The sequence below is a fragment of the Pseudomonas sp. 2024-210 genome (genome assembly GCF_045062345.1).
GTDB lineage: Bacteria > Pseudomonadota > Gammaproteobacteria > Pseudomonadales > Pseudomonadaceae > Aquipseudomonas.
On the sequence record NZ_JBJGEJ010000010.1, the window covers coordinates 61,773 to 82,257 of the forward strand.

Sequence of the window (20,485 nt, forward strand, 5' to 3'; positions counted from 1 at the left end):
TATTTATCCTCCACAATTCAGCCTAAGCGCCTGTAGGAACGTCCTGTTACAATGCCGCCTCTGCGAATATCCAGTACTCAAATTGATCAGGAGCACACGGTGCCCGTCGCTTTTGTTGCCGCATGTAAACTTCCCACCCCTTTTGCCGAGTTCACCATGAATGGCTTCCTAGAGAAGGCCACAGGTCGTGAACACGTTGTGCTCAGTTTGGGCGACGTGGCAGACGGGGCGCCGGTATTGGGCCGGGTCCACTCCGAATGCCTGACCGGCGATGCTTTGTTCAGCCAGCGCTGTGACTGCGGCTCTCAGCTCGAAGCCGCGCTGCAAGCGATCGCGCGTGAAGGTCGGGGCGTGTTGCTGTATCTGCGTCAGGAAGGCCGTGGTATTGGCTTGCTGAATAAAATCCGCGCCTACGAGTTACAGGATGGAGGTGCAGACACGGTAGAGGCCAACGAGCGTCTGGGCTTCGCTGCCGATCAGCGCGACTACGCCATCTGCCTGCCGATGCTGGAACATCTGGGTGTGAAGTCGCTGCGTTTGATGACCAACAACCCGCGCAAGGTCAAAGCTTTGACCGACATGGGCATCACAGTGGCCGAGCGTGTGCCGCTGCACACGGGTCAAAACCCGCACAACAAGCTGTATCTGGCGACCAAAGCCAGCAAACTCGGGCACATGATGGGCAATCAGCATCAAAGCGAAGCCGATCCCGCGTGACCCGGGGGCAGATTCGCCGACGTTTGAGCTTCAGTTGGTGGCAGCAGCTTGTGCTTACAATGCTGCCCCTTTTGTTAGCTCACATTTTTTTTGGCGAAACGAACCCCTTGCTACCCTTTCTGAAAATGCCGCTTTTCATCGCCGGCGTTGCCTCCATGTTTGTCACGCTGCGGTTCTTCGGGCCTTACAAACACGCGTTGATCGCCCTGCAAAAATCCCTGGACACCCCGCAAGAACCTGAAGCCTGGGCGACGCTCGCCCGCGTGCGCTATCCGGCGTTGCTGGTCGCGGGCTTACCGACCTGGATGGCCACGCTGGCCGTGTTTGTCGGTCTTGAGGGCGTGCCATTGCTGTTGCTGGTGGTCTCCACGCTGCTGCTGTTTTACCTCTACCGCATACCGCGTCAGGTCGGCTGATGCGTATCTGGCTGGCGGTGTTGCTGCTGGCGCTGGGCAATCCCACCATGGCGGCTTCGCGCGTGGTGAGCCTGGCACCGTCCTTGACTGAAATGGTGGTCGAGCTGGGGGCTACTGACGTGCTGGTCGGTCGTCTGGACGCCGGTGAGTCATCACCGGCGCTGGCGGATGTGCCTTCGGTGGGTCGCTATGGTCAGTTGAACATGGAGCGTTTGCTCAGCCTGCAACCCGACCTCATACTGCTGTGGCCCGGCAGCGTAGGGGTTGCTCAGCGTGAGCAACTGCACCGGCTAAATTTGCCCACCTATGTCGCCGAACCCACTAGCCTCGATCAACTGGCGAACCAGATCGAAGCCCTGTCGCGCGTCTTGAGCCGTCCTGAACGCGGGCGAGCGTTGGCAGCACAGGTGCGCGAGCGTCTTGCTCATCTGCGAGCCGAGTACCGTCGCGACAAGCCTTTGCGGGTGTTCTATCAAGTCTGGGATCAACCGCTCTATACCGTAGGCGCAGGCCAGATTATCAGCGACGCCCTCGCGGTGTGTGGCGCAAGCAACGTCTTTGCCGACCTTAAGCTCCCGGCGCCGCAAGTCAGTATCGAATCGGTGTTGCAGCGTAACCCCGAGGTGATCATTGCTGGCAGTCAGGCGCAGCTCGATGCCTGGAAGGTCTGGCCGCAACTGGATGCGGTCAAGCATGGGCGTCTGCTTTTGTTGAAGGACAAAGGCCTTGAGCGGCCAAGCGGACAGATGATTGAAGCGACCGCCCAGCTGTGCGAACAACTTAACCCGTAGCAGTTGCCGAAGGCGACGTCCGATTGCGCAGCGATCGTAAAGCCTGAAATCTCAAACTCATTGAGACACCGCGCAATTAGGCTTTACGACGGCTACGCCGCCGGACGCCGCCTCGTTCCTCGACAGCTGCTACGGTGATGTCACAGCGTGGGGGTCCAGGTGACGGCCAATTGCACGCTGCGGCGCTCTTCGCGATAGCCGTAGTAATTGCCGTCATAGCTGTAGAGCGCTCGGGTAAAGGATTTGTCCAGCAGGTTGTCGACTTTCACCTCCAGCCGTAACTGCGGGCTGGCAATCCAGTTGCCGCGCAGTCCAAGCAATCCATAGCCGCCAATCGGCTGCTTATTGTCATCGTCGTTAAAACTGTTACTGACCGCTTGCCAGCTGGCGCCGACGCCGATGCGGTCAAACTGGCGATCCAGGTCCAGACTCAAGGTGCGCCGTGCGCGGCGGCTCAAGGTGTGACCGGTATCGCGATCCCGCGGGTCGATAATGGCCACCCCCAGACTGCTCTGCCAGCCGAACCACTCCTGATGCAGTGCACTTTCAAAACCGTTGATCCGTGCGGCTCCGATATTCTGCTGGATGAAATCGGCATCGGCCACGATCGCATCTCGGATGTCGGTGCGATAAATCGAGGCTTCAAGCCGACTGCTGTCCGTCAACTGACTGCGCCATTGCAGCTCGTAACTTTTCGAATATTCAGGTTTAAGAGCCGGATTGCCATATTGCGGATAGTACAAATCATTGAAAGTCGGCGCCCTGAACCCTTCGCTGTAAGACAGCAGCACCTCGTTGTCCACAGTGAGCGGCACACTCAGGCTCGCGCTCCAGGTGTTGTGACTGCCGAACTGCTGGTTCTGATCGTGGCGCACGCCCAGCTCGGTCGAAAAGTAATCACCATTAAAGCGATGTTGCACAAACGCCGCGTGGTTCCAGCGGCTGTCTTCATCGAAAACAGTGCTGCTGCGCACACGGTCTTCATAGCTGTCGGCACCCACAATCAGGCTGTGCTGGTCATTGAGTGACAGATTGTTTTGCCAGTTCAGCGAGTCGCGGTAGGTGTTGAAGGCGTAAACATCCGGGCTGAGCTTGTCCCGGGTTTTCTCGCGGTTTTCGCTATGACCCCATTCGACACGTGAGTTCCAGCGGTCGTTGAGTTGAGCGTCGATAAAACCGCCGACACTGCTGATATCAAAGTCGCTGTAACCCTTTTGCCCGTACATGGCGTCCAGCTCGGTTTTGCCGGTGTTTTTAAGGGCGCTGACGCCCACTTCGACGGTCTCGGTAAGGTTGTGGCTGAGATTCAAGCTCACGGATTTATTGCGATACGCGTCGTGGTCGTTATCCACCGGGTACGAGACGGTCGTGCGATTAATCCCTGCGGTGTTTTCGAGGCTGCCGCTCAGGTTATAGCGGGTTTGCCTATCGCCCCCGGAGATGCCGAGGCTGTTCAGCGTGCTGCCATAACTGCCCACGGCACTGTGCAGCCGGAGCTGAGGGGCTTGAGCTGAACCTCGACGGGTGAAAATCTGAATCACCCCGCCAATGGCATCGCTGCCATAGATCACCGAGCGCGAGCCGCGCAGGACTTCCACGCGCTCGATCTGGTCAATGTTCAGGTATTGCAGGTTGCTGTCCGCCGACGTGGCATTGGCCATGCGCTGGCCGTCCACCAGTACCAGGCTTTGCGCTGATTTGGTGCCGCGAATATAGATACCCGGCAACCCTCCGCGCCCGCCACTGCGTGCGACTTGCACACCAGGAACCCGGCTCAACAAATCGGTCAGGCTCGTGGGTTGCAGGCGGTCGATATCGTCACGGGTGAACACACTGTTGGCGCTGGTGCTGTCCGAGCGCGCTTCAACCTGTCGGTTGCCAGTGATCAGTGTTTGCGGGAGCTTGAGCGCATTTTCGCGTTCAAGGGTGTCGGCGAGCAGCGGGCTGGCGGGTATAAATCCAAGTAACAGTACGAGGCGTTTCATGGTGTCAACCTTGTAGCCGCTGCCGCAGGCTGCGAAGGGTTGCGTAGCAACCCCGTTGTTGAAGGCCCTGCGGCCTAGTCACTGAGCTGCTACAAGAGAGTTGTTACAACCCCAGCAACGACATCCGCACACGCACCGAGGCTTCAATGCCCGCAGCATCCAGCCCGCACTCCGCCAGCATCTGGCTCGGTTTGGCATGTTCGACGTACACATCCGGCAAACCCAGGTGCAGCACAGGCATCAGCACGTTTTCACGGGCCAGGAACTCACTGACAGCCGAACCCGCGCCGCCCATGATGGCGTTTTCTTCAAGGGTTACCAGCAGCTCGTGGCTGTCGGCCATTTCGCGAACCAGTGCTTCGTCCATCGGTTTGACGAAGCGCATGTCGACCACGGTCGCGTCGATTTTTTCCGCCACTTGCAGGGCTTCAGCCAGCTGCACGCCGAATACCAGCAGCGCCACCTTGTTGCCCTGGCGACGAATGACACCTTTACCGATTTCCAGCGGCTCAAGTGTCTTCTCGATGGGGGCATTCGGGCCGGTGCCACGCGGGTAGCGAACAGCCGCAGGGCCGTTGTACAGATGCCCGGTGGTGAGCATTTTGCGCAATTCGTTTTCGTCGCTTGGGGTCATGATGACCATGCCCGGAATGCAGCGCAGGTAGGAGAGGTCGAAGCTGCCTGCGTGGGTCGGGCCATCTTCACCGACCAGACCGGCACGGTCGATGGCAAACAGGACGTCCAGGTTCTGCACGGCAACGTCATGCACCAACTGGTCATAGCCGCGCTGCAGGAAGGTCGAGTAAATCGCAACAACCGGCTTGACGCCTTCGCAGGCCATGCCGGCCGCTAAGGTGACCGCATGCTGCTCGGCAATCGCCACGTCGAAATAACGCAGCGGGAAGCGCTCGCTAAAAGCGATCAGGTCCGAACCTTCTTTCATCGCCGGGGTAATGCCGACAAGACGCGGGTCCGCCGCTGCCATGTCACACAACCACTCACCGAATACCGCCGAGTACTTGGGCCCGCTTGCCACGGTGGGCGCCGCTTTAGGCGCGTCCAGAGGTTCAAGCTTGGTGATGGCGTGATAACCGATCGGGTCCGCTTCGGCCGGGGCGAAGCCTTTGCCCTTTTTGGTCACGATATGCAGAAACTGTGGACCTTTAAGGTCGCGCATGTTGCGCAGCGTCGCGATCAGGGTCGGCAGGTCGTGGCCATCGATAGGGCCGATGTAGTTCCAGCCCAATTCTTCGAAGAGCGTACCAGGGACGAGCATGCCTTTGGCGTACTCTTCGGTACGGCGGGCAATCTCCCAGGCGCCCGGCAGGCGTGACAGCACTTTTTTGCTGCCTTCACGCATGCTGGCGTAGGTGCGGCTCGACAGAATCTTGGCCAGGTAATTAGACAAGCCACCGACATTGCGCGAGATCGACATGTCGTTGTCGTTGAGAATCACCAGCATGTTGGCATCGACTTCGGGCGCATGGTTCAACGCTTCAAACGCCATGCCCGCCGTCAGCGCGCCGTCACCAATCACAGCAATCGCTTTACGCTCGCTGTTTTGCAGGCGGGCGGCAATGGCCATGCCCAGCGCTGCGCTGATAGAGGTGCTGGAGTGGCCAACGCCAAAGGTGTCGTACTCACTTTCAGTACGGCGCGGGAAGGCGGCAATGCCGTCCTTCTGACGCAGACTGTGCATCAGCTCGCGGCGACCGGTGAGGATTTTGTGCGGATACGCCTGATGGCCCACATCCCACACCAGCCGGTCATCCGGGGTGTCGAACACATAGTGCAGGGCAATCGTCAGTTCAATAACGCCCAAGCCGGCACCAAAATGCCCGCCCGTCTGACCGACGGTATAGAGCAGTTCCAGGCGCAGCTCGTCGGCCAGCGTTTCCAGCTCGGCTTCGGCCAGTCGGCGCAGGCCCACAGGCGTGCCCGCCCGGTCGAGCAGAGGAGTGGTTGGGCGCGTGCGGGGAATCTCTTGAAACGTCGTTGGCATCAGGCGAATCGTTATAGATATAAAAGAGGCCGCAGTTTACCTCATGGAACGTAACCTGCCCACGCAGTCTGGCATTCGTTAGTCAGACATTGGCAGTAGAAGCTGTCTGAAATAACTGGGTTTTACGACCTGTTAGTGACGGCGATCCACGATATAGCGGGCCAGTGCGCGTAATGGGTCTGCAGCTGTGTCAAAAGTTTGCAACGCGTTCAGGGCTTGATCGCGTAACTCCAAGGCATAGTCTTTTGCACCCTCCAGCCCCATCAGCGCGGGGTAGGTGGGCTTGTCTCGGGCAATATCAGCACCTTGGCGTTTGCCCAGCGTCGCGGTATCGCTTTCAACGTCGAGAATGTCGTCCTGCACCTGGAACGCCAGACCAATCGCCCGTGCATAGAGGTTGAGCGCAACCAGGTCGGCAGCCGTAGAGCGACCACTGGCCAGAGCGCCCAGTTGCACGCTGGCTTCGATCAGGGCGCCGGTTTTGTGGCGGTGCATGAACTCAAGTGCTGTGCGGTCGAGCTTGATGCCGACCGACCCCAGATCAATCGCCTGACCGCCCACCATGCCTGCCGGACCTGCGGCCAACGCCAACGCCGAGACCATCTGCAAGCGGGTTTCGGCGTCCAGCCTGTTGAGTTGCGGGTCGAGGAGGGTGCTGAACGCCAAACTTTGCAGACCGTCACCCGCGAGGATCGCGCAGGCTTCGTCAAAGGCTTTATGGGTGGTCGGTTGACCACGGCGTAAATCGTCATCGTCCATGGCCGGCAAATCGTCATGCACCAGCGAATAGGCGTGGATGAGCTCTACCGCACAGGCCGCGCCGTTTGCGTGTTCGGGGGCAACACCCAGCGCCTCGCAGGCGGCATAGGCCAACAGCGGCCTCACCCGTTTGCCGCCATTCATCACGCTATAGCGCATGGCCTCGTACAGCCTTGCCAGCTCAGGTGCCGGGGCGACAAACAGGTGCTCAAGCGCGGCATTGACACGTGCCTGGCTGCTGGTCTGGTAAGCATCAATCATTCGGGCTGTTCCGCATCAAAGGGCTCTTGCGCCAGCTCACCATCACGCTCCAGCAGGATCTGCACTTTCTGTTCGGCTTGAGCCAGTGCGCCTTGGCAATCTCGCGTCAGGCGGATGCCTTGTTCGAAGGCGGTCAGGGAGTCTTCCAGGGACAATTCGCCGTTTTCCAGACGCTCAACCAGCGTTTGCAGGTCGGCCAGCGATTGTTCGAAGTCAAGGGGCGTTTTTTTGCGGGCCATAGCGGCGGTCTCGGTAGGCTTTTTAACCGGCCGACACTAGCAGACACCGGGGTTTGGGGCAAATCGGAAGGCTGCTCATGAAGCCTTGGCGTGGGATGACTCTCTTTGAGTCCAGCCTTTTATCACTTGGTTTTGCAGGCCATGTATCGCCATTAAAAAAACCCGTCTGTTTTCTCCTTGAAACTTGTAGGAAAAAAGTCGCGATTGTGTGCGATTACCCCTAAAAACACGGGGTTTTGCGGTTTTTTTGTGTTCGCGGAAGATTCTTTGGGAATTGCAGAAAATTCCGACATTTTTCTTTTGAACGATCGCCTAAGGTCTCGCCACTTGAATGGAATCGGTCGAGCGCAGTGAACAATCCCTTTAGCCTTTGCATGGTTTTCGAAATGCGCCCAAGTATGGGGCGCGTGACGCGATGACTTACTCCAGCAAGCTGTTTGCTCGCCACATCGACTTGGCTAAAACGCCCGTGTTCAAAGATAACTTCGCGGGCAACGACGTGCGTTATTCGAATGAGTTCGAAGCGTTGGAGCGTGAGTTGGGCAAGTCGCAATCCATGCATGAACACAACCAGGTCGACTGGTTTGTCGTGATGGAACAGAGCGAGGCCTTGTTGCGTGACCATTCCAAAGACTTGCGTGCCGGCGTCTGGCTGACCTGGGCGTTGTATCAGCGAGAATCGTATCAAGGGTTACTGGCCGGGCTGGGCCTGCTGCATTACTTGTGCAAACACCATTGGCCACACATACACCCTTTGAAGGTGCGCACCCGTGGCGCGACCATCAGCTGGTTGGCGGCTCGCCTGGATCTGGTGCTCAACGAAAGCATCCCGATCAAAGAACAATTGCCGCTTTTCAAGCACATGGTTGAGCTGCTGTTGGAGCTGGAGAGCATGTTGGCTCAGCACATGGGCGATGACGTGCCCTTGCTGTTGCCGATTTGCCGACGCTTGGGCCGCATGGTTCAGCGCGCAGCAGAAAGCCTGCCCGAGTCAGGCTCAATTGCGGCGGCGGTGGCGCAGGTCAAGCACGTTGCCACGCAGTTGCTGGAACCCACTGCCCCCCTCCAAAACGAAAAAGACGCGCACAAAGCGTTGCGTGGTTTGCAGGACGTTGCCCGGCCACTGTGTGTGTGGTGGCTAAAACAGCAGGCCAGCGATGCGCGCGCGTTGCGCCTGAATCGAACCCTGACCTGGCTGGCCATCGACGTCACCCCGGAGCGCAATCTGGAGCACATCACTCAATTGCGCGGACTGCCGTTAGACAAGCTCAAAAGTTACAGGGATCGCATTGCTCAGGGGCAGTTTGCCGATGTGTTGGTCGATCTTGAGACCAGCCTCACCAAGTCACCGTTTTGGCTCGACGGTCAGCGCATGGTCTGGGAGTGCCTCGACGCGTTGAAAGCCGATGGCGCAATGCGTGAGGTCGAGCACCATTTGGCCCTGTTGCTCCAGCGCCTGCCGGGGCTTGTCGAGCTGCGTTTCAACGACGGCGCGCCGTTTGCCGACCCGCAGACCCGCAGCTGGATTGCGGCTCAGGTGATGCCCCATCTTCAGGCTCCGAGCGAGTCAGTGGCGATGGCCGCGGTGGCCCAAATGCCGGCCTGGGAGATCGCGCTTGAAGAAGCGATGGCGGCCTTTCGCGACAGTGGTTTTAAACCCGCCGTGCAATTGCTCAAGCGGGCCCAGACCGGTGTCCAGGGCGAGAGAGTGCGTTTCTTTTGGCAAATGACGCTCGCCCGCCTGTGCTTTCAGGCCAAGAAATACGAACTGGCCAAGACCCAACTCGAAATGCTCGACCAGCAACTCCATCGCAACGGGCTACAGGCATGGGAGCCCGATCTGGTTCTTGAGGTTTTGCGTCTTCTACATCGCTGCTGCGAGCTCCTGCCGCAGAACCACGAAGTGCGAGAACGCAAGGATGAGATGTATCGCAGGTTGTGCCACCTCGATCTGGAAGTGGTACTCGAATAGGCCTCAGGGCCGCCCACACGCAAGGAAAAAACGTCATGGCCAAAGAAAGCTCGGTAGCCCCCAAGGAACGTATCAACATTACGTTCAAACCCGCGACCGGAGGGGCTCAGGAAGAAATCGAACTGCCGCTCAAACTGCTGGTGGTTGGCGACTATATCCATCGTTTTGATGATCGAAAGCTTGAAGACCGCAAGCCTATTTCCATCGACAAAATGACCTTTGACGAGGTGCTTTCCAAGCAAGGGTTGGAGTTAAGCATGAGCGTGCCCAATCGCCTTCAGGACGAGGGCGATGCGGATGAACTGGCGATCGCGCTGAGTATCCGGGCCATGAAGGACTTCACCCCGGCCAGCCTGGTGAATCAAGTTCCGGAGCTTAAAAAGCTGATGGAGCTGCGTGACGCACTGGTGGCCCTGAAAGGCCCTCTGGGTAATGCGCCGAGCTTTCGCAGGGCCATTGAAGGCGTACTGGCCAATGATGAATCCCGCGCTCGGGTACTGAGCGAACTCGACTTGGTCGTCACTCCGGCCTCTGACGTTTGAGCCCTCTATCCGCAAAGGAAGTCACTTTATGAGCACCCGCGCCACCCAACAAACTGACCATCAAAATGCGTCGCACAGCGTCCTTGACGACATCATCGCGCAAACCCGACTCACTCCCGAAGACGATGCCTATGACATTGCCAAGCGCGGCGTGGCTGCGTTTATCGAGGAGTTGCTTAAGCCACATAACAAGCACGAGCCAGTCAAGAAGGCCATGGTTGATCGCATGATCGCCGAGATCGATGCAAAGCTAAGCCTGCAGATGGACGAAATTCTCCACCACCCGGCTTTCCAGTCGCTGGAATCGGCCTGGCGTGGGTTGCAGTTGTTGGTCGATCGCACCAACTTCCGTGAAAACATCAAGATTGAAATTCTCAACGTCTCCAAAGAAGACCTGCTGGACGATTTCGAAGACTCCCCCGAAGTCATGCAGTCCGGCCTCTACAAACATATTTATACCGCCGAATATGGCCAGTTCGGTGGCGAGCCGGTGGGCGCGATCATCGCCAACTACTACATGACCCCTAGCTCGCCCGACGTGAAGCTGATGCAGTACGTGTCCAGCGTCGCGTGCATGTCGCATGCGCCGTTCATTGCCGCTGCCGGGCCGAAATTTTTCGGCATTGAAAGCTTCACCGGCATGCCCAACCTCAAAGACCTGAAAGACCATTTCGCCGGGCCGCATTTTGCCAAATGGCAGAGCTTTCGTGAGTCCGAAGATGCTCGCTACATGGCCCTGACGGTTCCGCGCTTTCTATTGCGCAACCCTTACGACCCGGAAGAAAACCCGGTCAAAACCTTCGTCTACAAAGAAACCGTTGCAAACAGCCATGAGCATTACCTGTGGGGCAACACCGCGTACACCTTCGCATCCCGGTTGACCGACAGTTTCGCCAAATTCCGCTGGTGCCCGAACATCATCGGCCCGCAAAGCGGAGGGGCAGTTGAAGACCTGCCGTTGCACCACTTTGAAAGCATGGGCGAAATCGAAACCAAGATACCCACCGAAGTGCTGGTGTCCGACCGCCGTGAATACGAGCTGGCCGAGGAAGGGTTTATTTCCCTGACCATGCGTAAAGGCAGTGACAACGCTGCGTTCTTCTCAGCCAGTTCGGTGCAGAAACCCAAGAACTTCGGCATCAGTGCAGAAGGCAAAGAAGCCGAGTTGAACTACAAGCTCGGCACTCAACTGCCTTACATGATGATCATCAACCGTCTGGCGCATTACTTGAAAGTCTTGCAGCGCGAGCAGTTGGGTTCGTGGAAAGAGCGTTCCGATCTTGAACTGGAACTGAACAAATGGATCCGTCAGTACGTCGCCGACCAAGAGAACCCGGGCGCTGAAGTGCGTGGCCGCCGTCCGTTGCGTGCCGCTCAGATCACCGTCAGCGACGTAGAAGGCGAACCTGGCTGGTACCGCGTGAGCCTCAACGTGCGCCCCCATTTCAAGTACATGGGCGCTGACTTCACCTTGTCGCTGGTTGGCAAGCTGGACAAAGAGTAAGGGGAGCCGCTCATGACTGGATACGGCAGCCTTTTCGAACGCCTGGGCGACGACGCGCACACCCGCAGCACCCTGCGTCGTGAAGACAGCGTCCTGGCGTCCGTGGCTGCCCATCTGGCCAAGATGCTCAGCACCCGGGCGGGCAGCGTGCAAACGCTGCCCGACTACGGCTTGCCCGATCTTAACGACATGCGCCTGAGCCTGCATGACTCGCTGGCTCAGGCGCGTGAGGCCATCGAGTCATTCATCGCACGCTACGAGCCGCGCCTCAGTCAGGTACAGGTCAAGCCTCTGGCTAAAGGCGACAGCGAGCTCAAGCTGTCCTTCAGCATTGAAGGGTGGCTGCAAGTCGAAGGCTTCAAGCGCCATGTCGGGTTCACGGCAGAGCTCAATGGCAGTGGCAAGGTCACGGTCACGTGAAGCGTTGTGAGGGTTTTTCAATGTCTGTAGCCGCCGACTATTAACAGGTAACGCCGTGTCCTTTAACCATTACTACCAAAGCGAACTGACAGCACTGCGTCAACTGGGGAGTCTTTTCGCCGAGCGCAGCCCGGCGCTGGCGCCTTTTTTGGGGCAGGCGGGTCGCGACCCGGATGTCGAGCGGCTGCTGGAAGGTTTTGCGTTTTTGACCGGCCGTCTACGTCAAAAGCTGGATGACGAGTTGCCTGAGCTGAGCCATTCGCTGATGCAGTTGTTATGGCCCAACTACATGCGCCCGCTGCCGGCATTCAGCATGTTGCAATTTCAACCGCTCAAACGCCCCGGTCCCGCCTTGCGCGTCGAGCGCGAATCTCGGGTAGAGAGCAAACCCGTCGAGGGGGTGAACTGTCAATTCAGAACCTGTTACCCGACCGAAGTACTGCCTTTGCAACTGGTTGAACTCAAACACTCCGTCAAAGGTGAAGGCTCGATGTTGAGCCTGCGTCTGGACATGACCTGTGACGGTCATCTGGGCGAACTGAAGCTGAGCCGCCTGCGCCTGCATCTGGCTGGCGAGCGCTACATCAGTCAAATGCTCTACCTCGGATTATTACGCCATCTGCACGACATTGTGCTGGTGCCCCTGGATGCCCACGGGAAAGGCTTGACTGACGCGGACAACGCCCCGCTGACCTTCACGCTTGGCCCTGAACGTGTTCAGCCGGTGGGGTTTGCCGAAGAAGAAGCGCTGATCCCTTACCCCATGAACACCTTTCGCGGTTACCGCTATTTGCAGGAGTACTTTGCCTTTCAGGACAAGTTTCTGTTTGTCGACGTGAACGGGCTGGATCGGCTCGCGACTTTGTCTGAAGACGACCTGCAAAAGGTGCGCGGGCTGGAGCTGCGTTTCGATATTCGCAAAAGCAGCACCCAACGCCTGCAACCCACCCTGGAAAACGTAAAGCTGTACTGCACGCCCATCGTCAACCTGTTCACCCACGATGCGATGCCGACCCGTCTGGATGGCAAACAGGACGAATACCTGCTGATGCCTTCACGGTTAGCACTGGAGCATTGCGGTGTGTTCTCGGTCGACAAGGTGACCGGCTGGAAAGTCGCTGGCAGTGGTTTGCAGGACTATGTGCCGTTCGAGTCCTTTGAACACGACCCTAGTTTCGACGTTCGCAAAAAGCAGGCCCATTACAGCGTGCGCCAACGCACGGCGCTGCTGCATGAGGGGCTTGATACCTACCTGAGCTTTGGCGCACGCCAGCCTGAAGAAAGCGAAACCCTTTCGATAGAGCTGACCTGCACCAACCAGAACCTGCCCAGAAACTTGAAGGCGGGCGAAATCTGCCTGACCGGCCCGGGTACGCCCGAATACCTGGAGTTCAGCAATATCACAGCGGTCACGTCCAGCTATGCGCCGCCGCTCACCCGTGACTTCCTCTGGAAGCTGATCAGCAACATGTCACTCAATTACTTGTCGTTGGCCAACGTAGAGGCCTTGAAGGTGATTCTCGAAACCTACGACTTACCGCGTTACTACGACGAACACGCTGAACGAGTCAGTAAACGACTGCTCGGCGGCCTCCAATCGATTCGTCACGAACACGTTGACCGGCTGCACCGCGGCTTACCGCTGCGAGGTTTGCGTACCGAACTGACCATCGACCCGCAAGGCTACATCGGTGAAGGCGACCTGTTTGTTTTTGCATCGGTGCTTAACGAGTTTTTTGCGCTCTACGCCAGCCTCAATTCGTATCACGAACTGCGGGTCAAGAGCACCCAGGGAGAAACGTACCAATGGACACCCCGCATGGGTCTACAGCCCCTGCTTTAAGCGGGCTGGCCCAGAGCATACGCGAGTACTCGCTGTTTCAATCGGTGCTGCTGGTGATTGACCGGCTGCGCAATGGCGACCCCGATATCTCTGAAGACGAGCTCTACGAGCGCGTGGAATTTACCGCAAACCCAAGCCTGGGTTTTGCCGGCAGCGACGTTGACCGTGTCGAGTTTTTTACCGAGCGCGGGCAAACCCGTGCGCGACTGCGCTTTAACGTGATGGGCCTGGTGGGTGCGGGCTCGCCCTTGCCCGTGTTCTATTGCGAGCAGGCGCTGGGTGACAGCGATGACGACAATCCCACGCGCGTGTTTATGGATCTGTTCAACCATCGATTACAGCGGCTCATGCTGCCGATATGGCGCAAATACCGCTACCGCGCCCGCTTTCAAAAAGGCGCCACGGATCCCTTTTCCAGTCAGCTGTTTGCCCTCATTGGCCTGGGTGGCGAGACCATCCGCGATGCCAAGGAACTGAACTGGCGGCGCTTGCTGCCTTATCTGGGTTTGCTGAGTTTGCGTGCGCATTCCGCAGCCCTGATCGAATCGGTGCTGCGCTACTACTTCAAACACGCCGAGTTGACCATCGAGCAATGCATCGAACGGCGCGTCGACATTCTGCACGAGCAGCGCAACCGCTTGGGCATGGCCAATCACCAGTTCAGCGAGAGCCTGGTGTTGGGTGAGCGGGTACGCGATTGCAGTGGCAAGTTCCGCATTCATATCCGCCAACTGTCGTGGGAACGCTTTCACGAATTGCTGCCGATTGGCACGGGCTATCAGCCGCTGTGCGCGCTGGTGCGGTTCACCCTGCGTGATCCGCTGGATTACGACATACGGCTGGTCCTGCGACACGAAGAAATTCGCGAATTGCGCATTGCCGAAGTCAACCCCTGCCGCCTTGGCTGGACCAGTTGGTTGGGCCGTGAGCAGGCCGACGGCGTCGTCACCCTTGGCAGCAAAATTCATTAAGGAACAATGGCCATGATCAATGTAGACCTACAACAACTGATACAGGCACTGGACGCACCAACCCGGCGCGACCTGGAAGGCTGTGCCGAGCGTTGTGTTGCCCGGGGTGCCAATAAAATTCTGGTGGAAGACCTGCTGCTGGCGTTGCTCGAACGCCCACAAGGGCTACTGGCGAGGGCATTACTGGATGCCGATATGGATGCCGGTCAGTTGAGCGCAGCGTTGCAGTCCGACGCCGAGAGCAACCCGTCACGCAACCCGGTATTCGCCCCGGAGTTGGTGCAGTGGTTACAGGACGCGCTGCTGGTTGCCAGCCTTGAGCTGGGCCAAAGTCAGGTGGATCAGGCCGCACTGATTTTGGCCTTGTTACGCAACCCGATGCGTTATGCAGGCAGCCGCTATCAAGTGCTGCTGGCGAAGCTGGATATCGAGCGATTGAAAGGCTTCGCGCTGTCACAGCAAGACACGCCTGCTAACGGCAAGCCGGCAGCTGCGGGTGAATCATTGCTCGCTCGTTTTACCCACAACCTCACCGAACAGGCCCGGGCAGGTCAGCTTGACCCGGTGCTGTGCCGTGACGAAGCGATTCGACAGATGATCGACATTCTGGCCCGTCGGCGTAAAAACAATCCGATTGTGGTGGGTGAGGCGGGCGTGGGGAAAACGGCGATTGTCGAAGGCCTGGCTGCTCGTATTGCCGCGGGCGAAGTGCCTGCCGTGCTGCAAGGCGTTGAATTGCTCTCGCTGGACATGGGCTTGCTGCAAGCCGGGGCCAGCGTCAAAGGCGAGTTCGAACGTCGCCTCAAAGGCGTGATTGACGAGGTTAAGGCTTCGCCCACACCCATCATTCTGTTTATCGACGAAGCCCACACCCTGATCGGTGCCGGGGGCAACGTGGGCGGCTCGGATGCCGCCAATCTGCTCAAACCGGCGCTGGCGCGCGGCGAGTTGCGCACGATCGCGGCCACGACGTGGGGCGAGTACAAAAAATACTTCGAAAAAGACCCGGCACTGGCGCGGCGTTTCCAGCCCGTGCAACTGCATGAGCCGACCGTCAGTGAGGCCGTCACCATCCTGCGCGGTCTGGCGCAAGTTTATGAAAAGAGCCACGGCATCTATCTGCGTGATGACGCCGTGGTAGCGGCTGCCGAGTTGTCTGCGCGCTATCTGGCAGGTCGTCAACTGCCCGACAAAGCGGTGGACGTGCTCGACACCGCCTGCGCCCGAGTGCGAATCAGCTTGGCAGCCGCGCCGGAACGTCTGGAGCGCTTGCGCGGCGAACTGGCCGAGGGCGGTCGGCAGCAACAGGCCATGCAACGTGATGCCGACGCGGGGTTGCTTATCGACCAGACCGTATTGGCGGCGTTGGTCGAGCGGCTGGACGAGGCGGAAAGCGAGCGTGCGGCGCTAGAGGTGCGTTGGGACGAACAGCGCACGCTGGCGCAAAGGCTTCTGAACTTGCGTCAGCAAGTGGCCGAGGCCCGAGACACGGCGCAAACCGAGGCTTGCGAAAGCCTTGCAGGCCTCGAAACCGAGCTTAACGAAACCCACCGTGCGCTGAGCGACGCCCACGGTATCGAGCGGCTGGTGAGTTTCGAAGTGTGCCCGCGTTTGGTCGCGGAGGTCATCAGTGCCTGGACGGGCGTTCCGGTCACGCAACTGGCCCGCGAGCACAGTGCCAAGGTCGCCAGTTTTGGTGGCGATCTGCGCAACCGTATCCGCGGGCAGGAACAGGCGATTCATGCGCTGGATCGTTCAATGCGCGCCACGGCCGCGGGCCTCAATAAACCGGATGCGCCAGTCGGAGTCTTCCTGCTGGTCGGCCCCAGCGGGGTCGGCAAGACCGAAACCGCACTGGCGTTGGCCGACCTGCTGTACGGCGGCGAGCGGTTTATCACGACTATCAACATGTCTGAGTTTCAGGAAAAACACACCGTGTCGCGGCTGATCGGCGCGCCTCCGGGGTACGTGGGTTATGGCGAGGGCGGCATGCTCACCGAGGCCGTGCGCCAGAAGCCTTACTCCGTGGTGCTGCTCGATGAGGTCGAAAAAGCCGATCCCGATGTGCTCAACCTGTTCTATCAAATCTTCGACAAAGGCGTGGCCAATGATGGCGAGGGCCGTGAAATTGATTTTCGCAACACGCTGATCCTGATGACCTCCAATCTGGCCAGTGAACGCATCAACACCCTGTGTGAAAACGGCGCCCGGCCGAGCGCCGAAACCCTGGAGCAGAGCATCCGCCCTGTGCTCAGCAACCATTTCAAACCGGCGTTGCTGGCCCGAATGCGCGTGGTGCCTTACTACCCGGTCAGTGGGCCGGTATTGCGTGAGCTGGTTGAAATCAAACTTCAGCGCCTTGGCGAGCGCTTACAGCGGCGTCACTTGCAGTTCAGTCATTGCCAGGGGCTGGTCGACCATCTGGCCGAACGTTGCACGCAAAGTGACAGCGGTGCGCGCCTTATCGATTACCTGCTCGACTCGCATGTCCTGCCGTTGATTGCTGATCGCTTGCTGGACGCAATGGCCAACGCTCAAACCTTGACCCGCGTGCACGCCACGCTGGACACCAACGCCGCTGTGCTGTGTGAGTTTGCATAAGGTGGCGCAGATGTTCGCGCACGTCGCGCAGCCGCTGGCTTATGCCGAGTTGCTGTTGCAACAGTTTGCCTGTGTGGCCAGGGCCGGTGACGCTGCGACAGCGGCCTCGGAGTGCGTTCGCGCAATTGCGCCCCTGACGGGGTGTGAGCTGGGCCAACTGTATCTGCTCGATGCCTCTCACAAGCGTCTGGAGCGTCTGGCCGAGTGCTGTCAGGGTCAAGGCTGCGCACAACCGCCGCATGGCACCGGTGTACCGGCTGATTACACCGGGGAGCAACTGCTGCAATTTGCCCTGTGTCAAAACAGGGTGGTGTGCATCAGCGATCTGAATGCGGGCGTTTACGACCTTGGCTTTTTGCCCTCACACAGCCAGCCCTGGCGCTCCTTGCTGTGTGTACCCCTGGTGAACGCGCACCACGCGGTTGAAGGCCTGTTGTTGGCGGCCAGCCACGAAGCGATCGAACTTCAGGGTTATGCGCCATCGTTAAGCGCGCTGGGGGCGTTTGCCGTGATGCAGCATCGCGTGCTGCAACAGGGGGTAAAGGTCCTCTTGCCGCCTGAACGGGGCATCAAGGCAACCGGGCTGGTGGGCAAAAGTGCAGTGATGCGCCACACCTATGGCCTGATCAACAAGGTGATCCATAGCCCTTACACCGTGTTGCTATTGGGCGAAACCGGTACCGGCAAAGAAGTGATTGCGCGCACCATTCACGACAGCAGCGCCCGTCGCAGCCAGCCCTTTGTTGTGCAGAACTGCGCAGCGTTCCCTGAAAATCTGCTCGAAAGCGAGTTGTTTGGTTACCGCAAAGGCGCATTTACGGGTGCCGACCGTGACCGTGTCGGGCTGTTTGACGCGGCCAGCGGCGGCACCTTGCTGCTGGACGAAATTGGTGACATGCCGTTGTCGCTGCAAGCCAAGTTGCTGCGCGTATTGCAAGAGGGTGAAATCAGGCCCTTGGGTTCCAACGATACCCACAAAATCGATGTGCGCATCATCGCGGCGACCCACCGCAACCTGACAGAGCTGGTCAGCCAGGGCCGCTTTCGCGAAGACCTCTACTACCGTCTGGCGCAGTTCCCTATCGAGCTGCCCGCCTTGCGCGAGCGCGAAGGCGACCTGCTTGAACTGGCCCGGCACTTCGCAGACAAGGCGTGTCAATTTCTGCAACGCAAGCCCGTGCGCTGGAGTGACGCGGCGCTGGCCCTGCTGGTGGGGTACGCCTTTCCTGGCAACGTTCGCGAGCTAAAAGGGCTGGTTGAACGGGCCGTTCTGCTGTGTGACGGCAGCGAATTACAGCCCCAGCATTTCTCATTGCGCACAGACGTCAGCCCTGTCCCCCTCCACTTGAGCCTGCGGGCACGCATGGAGCACGTGGAGCGCGGACTGTTACTCGACTGTTTGCGCAAGCACGCCGGCAACCAGACCCGCGCCGCTCACGAGCTGGGCTTGGCGCGACGCACGCTGCTGTATCGACTGGAGCGCCTGAACATCGTGGCGGATGACATCAAGGCCATGGCCTCGTGATGCCCTCTGACTGCTTTATGCCTTTGCCCGCAAGGTCCTCGACGGGTCAAGCCGCGGACCTGATCACCCCCTGTAGACTCTCCCTATGACTGCTCGTCACTGGTACGCCGTCCTGCTGACCCTCGCCGTGCTGTGTGGTGCGAGCGGCTGTAGCGGCAATTACAAATTCAACGACAACAGCTATCGCCCATTGGGTGATCCGCAGGCGGTCAATCGCGGCAAATGACCGCAAGGAGTCTGAACATGGAATTGATTTTTGAGTTGCTGAGCCACCCGTCACTCACCGCCACGCAGCTAATGCACAAACGCTTTGACGAGAAGGGCGGGGTGATAGGCCGCAATGTCGACTGCACGTGGCAGGTGGTCGATCGCGAGAAAAAAGTGTCCAAATATCACGTCACCATCAGCTATTTCGACGGTGCGTTCTATATCACCGACACCAGTACCAACGGTGTCGAGGTCAATGGTACGGGCACCTACTTGGTCCGTGACAAGCCTGAGCGAATTGGGCACGGCACCCGCTACTCTCTGGACCGGTTCGAGATCCGTGCTGGTCTGCCCCACGAGTTGCAACGTGCATTACAGCTCGCCAAACAGCCTCAACCCATAAGCATCCCGGACGATGCCTTTATGGGCCGCGATTCGCTTGATCCGCTCGAGCCTGAGGAACCGAATTACTCAGTGTTCGATATCACGCAGAGCGAAAACGCGTCGGTGTCGATGGACCTTCAGCTCACTGATCGCGTGCCTCTGGATTATGAAAATCTCAGCGTGCCGCAACTGGTTGAAGCGGCGCCAGCACCCGCCCCTGCGCCTCAACGCGAACCCCATGTGCCCGACATGGATGGCTTCTGGGCCGATTTCGGGGCCGCACTGGGTGTTGATGTTTTGGCCCTGGACCAAGCCGGGCGTGAGGCGCTGGCTATCAAGGCTGCCAGTCTGCTTAAACAAACGTTGGCGGGTGTGCAGCAAAGTCTTTGGACCCGCAGCGAGCTGAAAAACCAGCTTCGGTTGGCCCGTACGGTTATTCCCGGCACCCGGCACAACCCGCTCACGTCGACCCATGACGCTGGCGAAGCCTTGAGCCAGTTGCTGGCGCCCCACAAGGCTCATCAACTCACCGCTGAACAAGCGGTCTGGCGCGCCTTTCGTGATTTGCAGGCGCATCAGGTCGCGCTGCTCAGTGCCAGCCGCGCCGCGGTGCGCGCCAGCCTTGAACATTTCTCGCCGCAACAACTGACCTTGCGTCAGGAGCGCGACGGCCATCAGCACTGGTTCGCCACATCGGGCAGCCGCTGGCGCGCGTTCAGTCGTTACCACCAAGCCCTGCAACAAGACGATGACTGGTGTGAACGCATGTTGGCGCGTGATTTTGCGCAAGCCTACGAAGAGCAAGTGCGGCTTATTTCGACCCTTAACACCGACACTCAAGGATGATGCGCATGCCATGCCCACCTCTTTATCTCAAGGCCATGCTGGCTTTTGCCGTACTGCTGCTCACTGGCTGCACGACGCTGTCGCCGTATTCCAGTGTGACCAAGCTCAACCTCGACTTAAGCGCGAGTGATCAGGTCAACCCTGACCTGCATGGGCGCCCGTCACCGGTTGTGGTTCGGTTGTTCGAACTCAAACACCCGGTTGCCTTCGAAAATGCTGACTTCTTCAGCCTCTATGAGCGCGCTAAAGAGTCACTGGCTCCTGACCTGGTGACCAGTGAAGAGCTGGAGCTACGCCCGGGGCAAACAGTGCAACTCAAACTCAGTGTTGAGCCCGGCAGTCGCTATGTCGGCGTGCTGGCGGCTTACCGTGACCTGCCTCAAAGCCAATGGCGCTACGTCGTACCTCTTACGGCAATGGCCTTGACTGAATCGAATCTGGTGCTCGATCAGACCGGCATACGCAGTGCCGACACAGCCTCTGAACAGGGAGGTCACTGA

The 20,485-nt window shown here is 58.8% G+C and carries 19 protein-coding genes and 1 pseudogene; 15 read left to right on the forward strand and 5 right to left on the reverse strand.

Going from position 1 to position 20,485, the window contains the following annotated elements; genetic code table 11:
• The first annotated feature begins 99 nt into the window (after window positions 1-99).
• Genes ribA through ACI7MX_RS15275 form a run of 3 tightly spaced genes read left to right on the forward strand, consistent with a single transcriptional unit; the run spans window position 100 to window position 1,924 of the window.
• Entirely contained in the window at window positions 100-717 is a 618-nt protein-coding gene (ribA, locus tag ACI7MX_RS15265) for a GTP cyclohydrolase II (protein ID WP_314484927.1), read from the forward strand.
• Complete coding sequence (locus ACI7MX_RS15270; RefSeq protein WP_405589889.1) at window positions 714-1,133, forward strand: MFS transporter; 420 nt, start codon at window positions 714-716, stop codon at window positions 1,131-1,133. The genes ribA and ACI7MX_RS15270 overlap by 4 nt, the downstream gene beginning before the upstream one ends.
• Complete coding sequence (locus ACI7MX_RS15275) at window positions 1,133-1,924, forward strand: cobalamin-binding protein (RefSeq protein WP_405589892.1); 792 nt, start codon at window positions 1,133-1,135, stop codon at window positions 1,922-1,924. The genes ACI7MX_RS15270 and ACI7MX_RS15275 overlap by 1 nt, the downstream gene beginning before the upstream one ends.
• A gap of 140 nt (window positions 1,925-2,064) precedes the next feature.
• On the opposite strand, the gene ACI7MX_RS15280 is transcribed toward ACI7MX_RS15275, so the two are convergent.
• The gene (locus ACI7MX_RS15280) at window positions 2,065-3,381 is read right to left on the reverse strand and encodes a TonB-dependent receptor domain-containing protein (protein WP_405590045.1); all 1,317 of its coding nucleotides are present in this window, start codon (window positions 3,379-3,381) and stop codon (window positions 2,065-2,067) included.
• Between ACI7MX_RS15280 and ACI7MX_RS15285 the strand changes: the two genes are divergently transcribed.
• Window positions 3,346-3,438 carry a hypothetical protein gene (locus tag ACI7MX_RS15285; protein WP_405590048.1) on the forward strand — a complete coding sequence of 31 codons (93 nt, stop codon included), beginning with the start codon at window positions 3,346-3,348 and terminating at the stop codon, window positions 3,436-3,438. The genes ACI7MX_RS15280 and ACI7MX_RS15285 overlap by 36 nt on opposite strands.
• 36 nt (window positions 3,439-3,474) lie before the next feature.
• Here ACI7MX_RS15285 and ACI7MX_RS15290 read toward each other — a convergent pair.
• From ACI7MX_RS15290 to ACI7MX_RS15305, 4 genes and pseudogenes are all read right to left on the reverse strand, one after another.
• Window positions 3,475-3,909: pseudogene (locus tag ACI7MX_RS15290) on the reverse strand (TonB-dependent receptor); the annotation flags it as partial.
• Window positions 3,910-4,012: 103 nt separating this feature from the next.
• Window positions 4,013-5,911, reverse strand: a complete 1,899-nt coding sequence (gene dxs / locus ACI7MX_RS15295; protein ID WP_405589895.1) for a 1-deoxy-D-xylulose-5-phosphate synthase — start codon at window positions 5,909-5,911, stop codon at window positions 4,013-4,015.
• A gap of 132 nt (window positions 5,912-6,043) precedes the next feature.
• Window positions 6,044-6,931: a (2E,6E)-farnesyl diphosphate synthase gene (gene ispA, locus ACI7MX_RS15300; RefSeq protein WP_405589898.1), complete on the reverse strand. Its 888-nt coding sequence runs from the start codon at window positions 6,929-6,931 to the stop codon at window positions 6,044-6,046.
• Window positions 6,928-7,170, reverse strand: a complete 243-nt coding sequence (locus tag ACI7MX_RS15305) for an exodeoxyribonuclease VII small subunit (RefSeq protein WP_122782043.1) — start codon at window positions 7,168-7,170, stop codon at window positions 6,928-6,930. Before ACI7MX_RS15305 ends, ispA begins: the two co-directional genes overlap by 4 nt.
• Window positions 7,171-7,585: 415 nt before the next feature.
• On the opposite strand from ACI7MX_RS15305, the gene tssA reads away from it, so the two are divergent.
• The 11 genes from tssA to tssJ all read left to right on the forward strand — a co-directional run bounded on the left by tssA (window position 7,586) and on the right by tssJ (window position 20,485).
• A complete protein-coding gene (gene tssA, locus ACI7MX_RS15310; RefSeq protein WP_314484939.1) occupies window positions 7,586-9,142 on the forward strand; it encodes a type VI secretion system protein TssA in 1,557 nt (518 codons plus the stop codon).
• 35 nt (window positions 9,143-9,177) lie between these two features.
• A complete protein-coding gene (tssB, locus tag ACI7MX_RS15315) occupies window positions 9,178-9,684 on the forward strand; it encodes a type VI secretion system contractile sheath small subunit (RefSeq protein ID WP_405589903.1) in 507 nt (168 codons plus the stop codon).
• Window positions 9,685-9,712: 28 nt separating this feature from the next.
• Window positions 9,713-11,188 (forward strand): type VI secretion system contractile sheath large subunit, encoded by a 1,476-nt coding sequence (tssC, locus tag ACI7MX_RS15320; RefSeq protein WP_314484943.1) that lies wholly within the window; start codon window positions 9,713-9,715, stop codon window positions 11,186-11,188.
• A 12-nt stretch (window positions 11,189-11,200) separates the two neighbouring features.
• Complete coding sequence (tssE, locus tag ACI7MX_RS15325) at window positions 11,201-11,608, forward strand: type VI secretion system baseplate subunit TssE (protein ID WP_405589908.1); 408 nt, start codon at window positions 11,201-11,203, stop codon at window positions 11,606-11,608.
• A gap of 55 nt (window positions 11,609-11,663) precedes the next feature.
• Window positions 11,664-13,451, forward strand: a complete 1,788-nt coding sequence (tssF, locus tag ACI7MX_RS15330; protein ID WP_405589911.1) for a type VI secretion system baseplate subunit TssF — start codon at window positions 11,664-11,666, stop codon at window positions 13,449-13,451.
• Window positions 13,415-14,422 carry a type VI secretion system baseplate subunit TssG gene (tssG, locus tag ACI7MX_RS15335; protein ID WP_405589914.1) on the forward strand — a complete coding sequence of 336 codons (1,008 nt, stop codon included), beginning with the start codon at window positions 13,415-13,417 and terminating at the stop codon, window positions 14,420-14,422. Before tssF ends, tssG begins: the two co-directional genes overlap by 37 nt.
• 6 nt (window positions 14,423-14,428) lie before the next feature.
• Window positions 14,429-17,023, forward strand: a complete 2,595-nt coding sequence (gene tssH, locus ACI7MX_RS15340; RefSeq protein WP_405589917.1) for a type VI secretion system ATPase TssH — start codon at window positions 14,429-14,431, stop codon at window positions 17,021-17,023.
• 10 nt (window positions 17,024-17,033) lie between these two features.
• Window positions 17,034-18,548: a sigma-54 interaction domain-containing protein gene (locus ACI7MX_RS15345; RefSeq protein WP_405589920.1), complete on the forward strand. Its 1,515-nt coding sequence runs from the start codon at window positions 17,034-17,036 to the stop codon at window positions 18,546-18,548.
• Between the two features lie 85 nt (window positions 18,549-18,633).
• A complete protein-coding gene (locus ACI7MX_RS15350) occupies window positions 18,634-18,774 on the forward strand; it encodes a type VI secretion protein (protein WP_314484960.1) in 141 nt (46 codons plus the stop codon).
• 17 nt (window positions 18,775-18,791) lie between these two features.
• On the forward strand, window positions 18,792-19,985 hold the full coding sequence (gene tagH / locus ACI7MX_RS15355) for a type VI secretion system-associated FHA domain protein TagH (protein ID WP_405589923.1): 1,194 nt from the start codon (window positions 18,792-18,794) through the stop codon (window positions 19,983-19,985).
• Entirely contained in the window at window positions 19,982-20,485 is a 504-nt protein-coding gene (tssJ, locus tag ACI7MX_RS15360) for a type VI secretion system lipoprotein TssJ (protein WP_405589926.1), read from the forward strand. Before tagH ends, tssJ begins: the two co-directional genes overlap by 4 nt.

What these genes read in the sequence shown, in the direction of transcription:
- dxs (WP_405589895.1), bottom strand. Translation starts at nt 5,911, where the DNA reads ATGCCAACGACGTTTCAAGAGATTCCCCGCACGCGCCCAACCACTCCT.
- tssC (WP_314484943.1), top strand. Translation starts at nt 9,713, where the DNA reads ATGAGCACCCGCGCCACCCAACAAACTGACCATCAAAATGCGTCGCAC.
- tssB (WP_405589903.1), top strand. Translation starts at nt 9,178, where the DNA reads ATGGCCAAAGAAAGCTCGGTAGCCCCCAAGGAACGTATCAACATTACG.
- tssE (WP_405589908.1), top strand. Translation starts at nt 11,201, where the DNA reads ATGACTGGATACGGCAGCCTTTTCGAACGCCTGGGCGACGACGCGCAC.
- ACI7MX_RS15350 (WP_314484960.1), top strand. Translation starts at nt 18,634, where the DNA reads ATGACTGCTCGTCACTGGTACGCCGTCCTGCTGACCCTCGCCGTGCTG.
- tssH (WP_405589917.1), top strand. Translation starts at nt 14,429, where the DNA reads ATGGCCATGATCAATGTAGACCTACAACAACTGATACAGGCACTGGAC.
- tssG (WP_405589914.1), top strand. Translation starts at nt 13,415, where the DNA reads ATGGACACCCCGCATGGGTCTACAGCCCCTGCTTTAAGCGGGCTGGCC.
- ACI7MX_RS15275 (WP_405589892.1), top strand. Translation starts at nt 1,133, where the DNA reads ATGCGTATCTGGCTGGCGGTGTTGCTGCTGGCGCTGGGCAATCCCACC.
- tagH (WP_405589923.1), top strand. Translation starts at nt 18,792, where the DNA reads ATGGAATTGATTTTTGAGTTGCTGAGCCACCCGTCACTCACCGCCACG.
- tssA (WP_314484939.1), top strand. Translation starts at nt 7,586, where the DNA reads ATGACTTACTCCAGCAAGCTGTTTGCTCGCCACATCGACTTGGCTAAA.
- ispA (WP_405589898.1), bottom strand. Translation starts at nt 6,931, where the DNA reads ATGATTGATGCTTACCAGACCAGCAGCCAGGCACGTGTCAATGCCGCG.
- ACI7MX_RS15305 (WP_122782043.1), bottom strand. Translation starts at nt 7,170, where the DNA reads ATGGCCCGCAAAAAAACGCCCCTTGACTTCGAACAATCGCTGGCCGAC.
- ACI7MX_RS15345 (WP_405589920.1), top strand. Translation starts at nt 17,034, where the DNA reads ATGTTCGCGCACGTCGCGCAGCCGCTGGCTTATGCCGAGTTGCTGTTG.
- tssJ (WP_405589926.1), top strand. Translation starts at nt 19,982, where the DNA reads ATGATGCGCATGCCATGCCCACCTCTTTATCTCAAGGCCATGCTGGCT.